Below are 7630 nucleotides of genomic sequence, written 5' to 3'. Positions count from 1 at the left end.
CGGAACCGTTGATGTCGATGTTGAGCAGATCGACCGTCAGATGGTCGGGAATGTCGTTGGCATTGACTTCAATTTCGACCGTATGCTGAACGATATTCAGCAGACCGCCTTTTTTGATACCAAGCGACTTTTCCTGATTGATGAAATGCACGGGAACATTGACGTGCAGCATCGAATCCGCGCCGACGCGCAGGAAGTCCACATGTTCCGGACGGTCGGTGACCGGGTGGAACTGGACATCACGGGCGAGAACGCGGTGCTTTTCGGTACCGGTATCAATGTCGAACAGGCGGGAGAAGAACCCACCCTTGTGCAGTTCGGTATTCAGTTCACGCGGGTTCACCGCGATCATCACAGGGGCCTTTTTATCGCCATAGACGACGGCCGGTACTTCACCAGCACGACGAACGGCACGGGCGGCCCCCTTTCCGGCCCGCTCACGCAACGAAGCGCGAAGCGTAACAACTTGGGACATGTCCCAAACTCCTTCCAAGAACCGACGGCAGGACCATCCTACCGCCTTTCCGCCCGGTTAGACCTCCAGGGGTGTCTAACCGGAACAGAAACTGTTGCGTCTCCGCCGCTCTTAATAGAACAGGCTGGAGACCGATTTTTCTTCCGACACGCGGCGGATGGCCTCGGCCATCAACGGGGCCATCGTGACTTGGCGAATATTATGGGCGGCCTTCACGGCGTCGGTCGCGGCAATCGTATCGGTCGTCACCAACTGTTCTAGCGGCGAATTGGTCACGCGCTGCACGGCTTGGCCCGAGAGCACGCCGTGGGTGACATAGGCCGACACGGAGGTTGCCCCAGCTTTCATCAAGGCTTCGGCGGCATTGCAGAGGGTGCCCGCGCTATCGACGATATCGTCGATCAGCAGGCAGCGCTTACCGCGCACATCGCCGATGATGTTCATGACTTCCGACACGCCCGCGCGCTCGCGGCGCTTGTCGATAATCGCAAGATCGCTATCGATGCGCTGCGCAATCGCCCGCGCCCGCACTACGCCGCCGACATCCGGGGAGACGATGGTGATGTCGCTCGTATTCTGAAACCGATCCTGAATATCCTTCACGAACACCGGGGCGGCGTAGAGGTTATCGGTGGGGATATCGAAGAAGCCCTGAATTTGGCCCGCGTGCAGATCGATGGTCAGCACGCGGTCGGCCCCCGCCGTCGTCATCAAATTGGCGACCAGCTTGGCGGAAATCGGCGTGCGCGGGCCAGACTTACGGTCTTGGCGGGCATAACCAAAATAGGGGACAACGGCGGTAATGCGGCGGGCGGAGCTGCGCTTCAGCGCGTCCATCATCACCAGCAGTTCCATCAGATGATCGTTGGCGGGGTAGGAGGTGGATTGGATGACGAACACGTCCTCACCCCGGATGTTTTCGTGAATTTCCACGAAAATTTCCATATCGGAGAAGCGCTTCACCGCCGCGCGGGTCAGCGGCAGGTTGAGATAGGCACAAATCGCCTCGGTCAACGCGCGATTGCTGTTGCCACTCAGAATCTTCATCCCAGGCCCCACCCAAAGAAAACACGTCCCCGCAGGCGCGGCGACACCCGCCCCTGTCGAAGTGGGCGGACACTATCAGGCTGTCACGCATCTGTAAATCAAGCCGCATGGATTTCTGTCCTGCATCGGGGGCGGGTAAAGCCGCCGCCGCTTTGCTGAAGACTATATCTGACGGTCGGCCCGAAACGGCGCATCGCGGATAAGATACCCGGTGGTAAACCTCACGGGATGCCCTTACGCGGCGAAACTGGCTAGAGTGCCCGTCTCGACGCGTCCCGGAGCCCATCGTGTTCACCTCGTTGCGGTCAAAATTTGCGCTGCTGTTTCTCGCCTTCATTGCCGTGCCCGCTTTGCTCGGGGTGATTGGCATGGGCGCGCTGCGGGCGGTGAATGATCCGGCGACGGAAGTGCGCGAGGTTTGGTTGCCGAAATTGCGCATGCTGGCCGCCTTGAACGATCATTTGAGTGATTTTCGGTTGGCGGAAGGCGATTTTCTGGCCGCGACCGACGAGGAGGAGCGGGCGGCGCAAGCCGTTCTCATCGCGCGCCTGGGCGGGGATATCGCCGCGACCATCGCGGAATATCGCGTGGCGCAGTTGGCCGAGAGCGACGCCAAAGAGGCGCAGACTTTCGATCAATTCATCTTGGCCTGGGCGGCCTACCGCGAAATCGCCACGCGGCTGATGGCCCAAGCCCTATCGCTCGACCGGCAGGCGGCGCGGCAGCTCTATCGGACCGAAAATCAGCAGGCCTATGCGCGCGCCAGCGACTTGCTCGACGCCCTGACCGCCGCCGATATCGAAGCCGCCGAAGCCAGCCGCGACCAGGCAAACTCGGTCTATGACGATACCTCGATGCGCTTCGTGGTCATCATTGTCGGCGTCGTTGGGCTCGCGGTGCTGGCGATGGCGATGGTCAACCGCACGATTTCGTCGCCGCTCATTCAACTGGTCGGCGTGCTGACCCGGATTGCCCGGCGTGAGATTGATCTGACCCGTGCCGCACATCGGGCGGCGCGACGAGATTGGCGCGATTGCCCGCGCCATTAATATTTTCCGCGAGCAGGCGGCGGCGCTCGATGAAACCTTGCAGCGCGAGCGCGATTTGCTGAACCAGCAGCGCAATTTCATTACGATGGCGAGCCACGAAATCCGCACGCCCTTGACCGGGATCGACGGCCACGCCCGTAGGCTCGAACGTCAAGCCGAGCAGATGACCCCCGCCGATATCGCCGAGCGCGCCGGCCGGATCCGCGCGGCGGTGCGGCGTCTCACCGAGGTTGTCGAGAGTGTTACCCGCGCGGCGCAATGGGAGCAGGCGCGCGCCGAGGTTCACCTGGAGCCGCAGTCGCTGGCCGCCGTGTTGCGCGATATCGTTGGCCGGGTGCGCGAGGAGAATCCTAACCGCACGCTTTTACTTACCTGTGCGCCCTCCCCATTCCAGGTTCGGCTGGATCCGGCTTTGTTCGATCAAGCGATCAGCAATCTGCTGGGCAATGCCTTGAAATATTCCGAACAGGGAACCACGGTATCGGTGACGGCCCAGAGCGACGGCGACTGGGCGCGGGTGACAGTGGAAGACCAGGGAATCGGCATTCCCGAAGCCGAGCGGGAACAGATCCGCACGCGGTTTTTCCGCGCCTCCAACGCCCGCGCAACCGTGGGTAGCGGCGTTGGCCTTTATATCGTCGATCAAATCATGGCCATTCATCACGGCGACATGAGTATCGACAGTCGTTTGAACGAGGGCACGCGGGTTACGCTACGCCTGCCGCTCTCCCGCGCTTTGGCCCGACAAGAAGGAACCTCCCCATGACCGCCCGCCTTTTATGCATCGAAGATGATCCCGATACGCGCGCCCTGCTGGTCGAAGAGTTGGAGGAGGCGGGCTACGATGTGCGCGCTGCCGCCGATGGCGCCGATGGCCTCACCGAAGCGCTCTCGTTCCGGCCCGATCTTATTCTGTGCGACGTGATGCTGCCGCGCCTCTCGGGCTTCGATCTGCTGGAAAAATACGGCGCGCTGGTGCCCAACGTGCCGCCGTTTATCTTTCTCACGGCATTGACGGACCGCGACAATGTGCTGCGCGGTCGCCGCTTGGGGGCCGATGATTATGTGACCAAGCCGATCGATTTCGATATTTTAATCGAGATCGTCAAACGTCGCCTCAGCCGGGCGGCGCCAGCGGCGGCGACCCCCGGTAGCCACGAGTTGACCGACCGGGAAATCGAAACCCTCACCTGGGTGGCGCGCGGCAAATCCTCCTCCGAAATCGCGGAAATGCTGGGGATTTCCGAACGCACGGTGAATTTTCACGTGGAAAACGTGATGCGCAAGCTCGATGTGGTCAGCCGGGTTCAAGCCGCCGTGGTGGCGGTGCAATCCGGGTGGATTCGGCCTTAACGGTGGGCTTGTTAGGGAGTGTAGCAGATCCGCAGCACGCCCCAGCGCCGCCCTTGGATGAAGACCGGCACCGAAACATCTTTGAGAAGCTCGACCTTGCTGCCCAGGCGGCGGCGGTAGGTTTGCACCAGGAAGGGCTTGGTCGACGCCAGCCCGGCTTGGGCGGTGCGGTCGGTCATCATGATGCGGTGGCGGGAGTTTTGACCGTTCCACTCGGCATCGTCGGCGCGATGGGGCTGGGAGAAGCGGCGATTATGCACGGGCAGATAGCCCTTGCGGTCGGTCGCAACGGACAGAATGGTTTTGGGTGTAAGCTGCGCGCCCGCCTCTAGAATATCAGCTAGGCTTGCCTCGTAGAAGCTCATGGCGCGGGTCGTATATTTCGCCGGGTTGGTGCTGGGCATCGGCTGATAGGCTTCGTCCATCAGCGCATCTAGGCTGACTTTGCCCGCCGTAATGCCCGCTGTGAATCGCTCGCTAATCTCAGCGGCGATCTTCTGCGCCGCCCGAATATAGGGCGTGTCGACGGTGTCTACGCCCGCTTCGGCGGTAAGCTCAATCAAATCTTCCGAAAGTTTCAAGACGCTTTGAGTGCCGTGGGTCACTTCGACGATGCTGCTGCGCATGGCATCGCCCGCGCGGGACAGATCGGTAATGCCTGTTACCAGCGTGTCGCAGGCGGTTTGATTCTGGCGCGAATGGGCCGCGATTTTACCCACGGTCGTTTCGGTTTGCTCGATATTGGTGCAGGCTTCGTCGATATCGCGGACGGCTCCGCCAATTTGGCCGCTGCCCTCACGGGCGGCAGCGGCGCGCCCGGAGGCCTCGCCACTCTCCGAAATCAAATCGCGAATTTGGCCGGTGAGATCGGCGAGCGTCCGCTGGATCTCAATCACCGCTTCGGCGGTTTGGCGGGAGAGGGTTTTGACTTCCCCGGCAACCACGGCAAAACCGCGCCCGGCTTCGCCCGCGCGTGCGGCTTCAATCGTGGCATTCAGGGCCAGCAGGTTGGTCTGCCGGGCAATCCGCTCGATATCGCTTGAAACCCGCGCGACCTGGCCCAGCGAGAGTTCGAGACCGGGCAGGCGCTGTTCGATCCGGCTAATGCCATCGGTGAGGCTCAGAACGTCCTCCAGCGCGGCCTTAATGGCAATTTGCGCCTGGGTCATCCGGTGGTGCGTGGTTTGAATGATTGTTTCCGCCGTTCCCGCGTCGGTCAGGATTTGGCGGTTACTATCGGCCATGCCATGAACCTGATCGCGCATGCGCGCCAGCGCATCGGCCTGGGTATGAATCTGCTCAGCTATATCGTCGCTGCGCCCCGCCATATCGGCGGCTTGCGTCCCCAAGCTTCCCGCGCGCTCGGCGAGCGCCTTCACATAGGCTGGGGCGGTTTCGGGGGTGGGGGGCGGCGTTAGCGTGAAACTGGGCGTCATCGTGTCTCACCGAATTTGCGAAGGCGCGCTTTGTATCATGCAAAAGTTAATATTTTAATTAGTTTTTCCGAAATTGCCCGATATGCGTTTCACCTTTGGCAAGCGCGGCATCTGACTGTATAAGCAAAAGCTATGATGTTGCTGTTTCACCAATGGGTATCGCCGGGATCGCGCAAAATCCGGCTGATGCTGAAAGAAAAAGAACCTGGATATCGATCTTCAGATCGAGAAGACCTGGGAGCGACGGCCCGAGTTTTTGGCGTTGAACCCAGCGGGGGACGTGCCCGTTCTTCTGCTGGAACCCGGTGCTTATCCGCTCTGCGACGCCACGGCGATTGCCGAATATCTCGAAGAGAGTTTCGCCGACCGCCCGTTGCTGGGACAAACGGCGCTGGAGCGCGCCGAAATTCGCCGATTGATCGGCTGGTTCGACGTGAAGTTCAACCGCGAGGTGACGCAAAACCTTGTCGATGAGAAAATCACGAAGCGGTTAACAGGGCTTGGGCATCCGAATAGCCAAGCAATCAAGGCCGGATACGCCAATATCCATTATCATCTCGATTATATCGCCTATCTTTCAGAGCGGCGCAGTTATCTAGCCGGGGCCGATTTTAGTTTGGCGGATATTACCGCTGCGGCCCATCTCTCCTGTGTCGATTATATCGGCGATGTGCCGTGGGATGAGCATCCTGGGGCGAAAGAATGGTATGCGCGGGTAAAGTCACGCCCCAGTTTCCGGCCGCTTCTGGCGGATCATATTCCGGGGATGCCGCCGCCCCGGCATTATGCCGATCTCGATTTTTAAGCCGAGGCGGTTTGAGCGAGGGAATAGGGAATAATCACCGGGCGATAGGCGGCAGGCTGGGGCGGTAAAGGGTTCCGGGGGCTGTCGACGGCAAGGCCGAGCGTCGTTAAGCCAGCGGTGGAGGGTTTGGCAATCGGCGCGGCGATATCCCCGCGCAGCAGCTTGGCCCTTTGTTGGCGGCGCGCCTCATCGAGCTTGGCTTCCCGGCGCGCTTGCAAATCGGCGGCTTCGGTTTTTGCCGCGAGGCTCACCTGCTGGAGCGCATCGGCCAGCGCCGTTCCCGCTTGGGCCGCGTAACTCAGCGAGGCCGTCCCCCTTTGCAACCGTTCGGCGGCTTGTTGGGCGGTTTTCAATTCGCTGTCGAGATCGACGGCGGTCAGGCGCTCCTGACTATCATTGGCGATGGCGGCGGAGGTTGAGTAGAATTTAGTAAAAGTATTGGCGCGATCGGCGGCTAGAAGGGCGGCTTGCCGGGCAGCTCCGGCATCCGCTGCGGCTTGGCGCAGCGTTTCCGCGCTTTGGGCCAAGCGCTCGGTGGTTATCCCCGGTACGAGAACCGCATAGCCCTGAGACACCAGTCCCGGCACCTGATAAAGACCATCCGGGCCGTAGATGAAAGTGCGGTCTATTCCGGATTTGGTGGCCGTGGCGACGACTTTATCCCCAAAGACGATCTGGTTCGTAAGGGGAATATCTTGGGTCCCGGCAATCGCCGTGGCGGTGGCGGTAGCGGCATCAAGCCGATACAGGCGGCTTCCCGGCAACCCGGTTTCTGCGGCGGTGAAATACACATAGTCGCCCGCTGCGGTGAATTTTCCGGAAAAGCTGAGAGCATCACCATCATCACTGAAGATGCGCTGAACATTGCCCGCAAGATCGGTCTGATAGGGCGTATAGAAACCATCGGCGGTGGTTGCGCCAAAAACTACCGTGCTGCCGAGCGCCGCAACCCGGGACGGGCCACCAAACGGCGTATCTGTCGGACCGGGGTTAAGGTCGGTCAGGCGGGTCACGCCCGTGCCGTTGCTGAAATAGAGTTCGAGCCCGGCGCTCGGGTCTTGCGCCGTAAACACGACCCCACCATCAACGGGCTGCACGAACATCATCGTGGTGATCGGGGTGCCATCCGCAGCCCCTGGATTAATGTCGGCCACCTGCCGCGCGCCGTCCTTATCGGCGACATAGAGTTCGCGTCCGCCGGTGGTGCCGATCGCGGTAAAGAAAAGCTTATCGCCCGAGGCTTTCAAATATTCTGGAAACGAGGAAAAGGCACCTGCCCGAATATCGCTTACCAACTCGGCTCCTGCGAAGGTGCCATCGGTGCGGCGAAGCTCAATGCCATCGCTGGATTTTTGCGAGATGTAATAAAGCGAATCGCCTGCCACGGTGAAATATTTTGGCGCTGCCCCGGTGGCGATTTGACCGATCCGAACCGTATTCGACGCGCGACCATCGCTTTTGTAAA

Annotated in this window: 6 protein-coding genes and 2 pseudogenes; 4 read left to right on the top strand and 4 right to left on the bottom strand. The window is 60.6% G+C overall.

All coding sequences use genetic code 11. The features are described 5' to 3' along the window. The coding region (locus VZ95_RS04455; RefSeq protein WP_045774807.1) for a 50S ribosomal protein L25/general stress protein Ctc at window positions 1-475 on the bottom strand (475 nt) is incomplete at its 3' end. 111 nt (window positions 476-586) lie between these two features. After that, window positions 587-1522, bottom strand: coding sequence for a ribose-phosphate pyrophosphokinase (locus VZ95_RS04450; RefSeq protein ID WP_045774805.1), 936 nt, complete (start codon window positions 1520-1522; stop codon window positions 587-589). Between the two features lie 287 nt (window positions 1523-1809). Here VZ95_RS04450 and VZ95_RS04445 point away from each other — a divergent pair, with 287 nt between their 5' ends. The 3 genes from VZ95_RS04445 to VZ95_RS27970 are packed head-to-tail and all read left to right on the top strand — an operon-like array spanning window position 1810 to window position 3924. After that, complete coding sequence (locus VZ95_RS04445; RefSeq protein WP_045774804.1) at window positions 1810-2571, top strand: MCP four helix bundle domain-containing protein; 762 nt, start codon at window positions 1810-1812, stop codon at window positions 2569-2571. Continuing rightward, window positions 2519-3337, top strand: coding sequence for a sensor histidine kinase (locus tag VZ95_RS04440; RefSeq protein ID WP_045774803.1), 819 nt, complete (start codon window positions 2519-2521; stop codon window positions 3335-3337). Before VZ95_RS04445 ends, VZ95_RS04440 begins: the two co-directional genes overlap by 53 nt. Then, on the top strand, window positions 3334-3924 hold the full coding sequence (locus VZ95_RS27970; protein WP_045774802.1) for a response regulator transcription factor: 591 nt from the start codon (window positions 3334-3336) through the stop codon (window positions 3922-3924). The genes VZ95_RS04440 and VZ95_RS27970 overlap by 4 nt, the downstream gene beginning before the upstream one ends. An 11-nt stretch (window positions 3925-3935) precedes the next feature. On the opposite strand, the gene VZ95_RS04430 is transcribed toward VZ95_RS27970, so the two are convergent. After that, window positions 3936-5360 carry a methyl-accepting chemotaxis protein gene (locus VZ95_RS04430; RefSeq protein WP_052711475.1) on the bottom strand — a complete coding sequence of 475 codons (1425 nt, stop codon included), beginning with the start codon at window positions 5358-5360 and terminating at the stop codon, window positions 3936-3938. A gap of 132 nt (window positions 5361-5492) precedes the next feature. On the opposite strand from VZ95_RS04430, the pseudogene VZ95_RS04425 reads away from it, so the two are divergent. Next, window positions 5493-6165, top strand: a pseudogene (locus VZ95_RS04425) (glutathione S-transferase family protein). On the opposite strand, the pseudogene VZ95_RS04420 reads toward VZ95_RS04425, so the two are convergent. Next, a pseudogene (locus tag VZ95_RS04420) lies at window positions 6162-7630 on the bottom strand (hypothetical protein); the annotation flags it as partial. The pseudogenes VZ95_RS04425 and VZ95_RS04420 sit on opposite strands and share 4 nt — an antisense overlap.

Origin of the sequence: Elstera litoralis (genome assembly GCF_000963705.1) — a bacterium.
Taxonomy (GTDB): Bacteria; Pseudomonadota; Alphaproteobacteria; order Elsterales; family Elsteraceae; genus Elstera; species Elstera litoralis.
Note: the sequence above shows the minus strand (reverse complement) of the source record. Positions and strands in the feature narration are given on the sequence as shown.